Source organism: Fundicoccus sp. Sow4_H7, assembly GCF_052115865.1.
Lineage (GTDB): Bacteria > Bacillota > Bacilli > Lactobacillales > Aerococcaceae > Fundicoccus_A.
The window spans coordinates 1-497 of sequence record NZ_JBQKME010000032.1 but is presented as its reverse complement, the minus strand read 5'-3'; the positions used below and the strand labels follow the sequence as shown (position 1 = coordinate 497).

Annotated in this window: 1 protein-coding gene; it reads right to left on the bottom strand. The window is 36.2% G+C overall.

Translation table 11 applies throughout. The annotated features are described in order from the left end of the window. Positions 1-181 precede the first annotated feature (181 nt). Complete coding sequence (locus ACTQ54_RS12415; RefSeq protein ID WP_441757251.1) at positions 182-469, bottom strand: hypothetical protein; 288 nt, start codon at positions 467-469, stop codon at positions 182-184. Positions 470-497 lie beyond the last annotated feature (28 nt).

The window sequence follows — 497 nt, the reverse complement described above, 5'->3', positions numbered from 1 at the left end:
TAACACGTATAGCAGAAGCCGTTTGTTTAATCACTCGACGAACAGTATGAGTCGAAACAAAAGTATCTTGAGCAATCATTGTGTCAGTTTGAACACGTGTGCTCAAGTCCATAATCTTTTGTTTAACGCCGTTTGAAATGAAACAATGTTTTGCGACAACCGTCGTTTTAGCTGTAAAATTTTATCCACATTCTCTGCAAGAAAAGCGTTGCTTCTTAAGCTTCAAATAAGCTGGCATAGCTGAGATTGTATTTAGAGTGATACGTGAATCTGTTCGATAGCCATTCTTAACGACTTGAAAGGCATTGTTTATTATCCCACAACACTCACAAGCTTTAGGTGTATAGGATAATTTTCCGTAGTAGATAAGAGAAAAACGACCGTTCACTTTCACCTCATCAACTTTTTCAGTATCAATTGTAATATTTGGGTCTTTCAATTGTAGTGTTTTTTCGATAAAATGATTCATGCGTAGATATCCCCCTTATGTTATTTGG

Excerpts from the sequence above, each read along its gene's own strand:
- ACTQ54_RS12415 (WP_441757251.1), bottom strand. The coding sequence starts at position 469 with ATGAATCATTTTATCGAAAAAACACTACAATTGAAAGACCCAAATATT.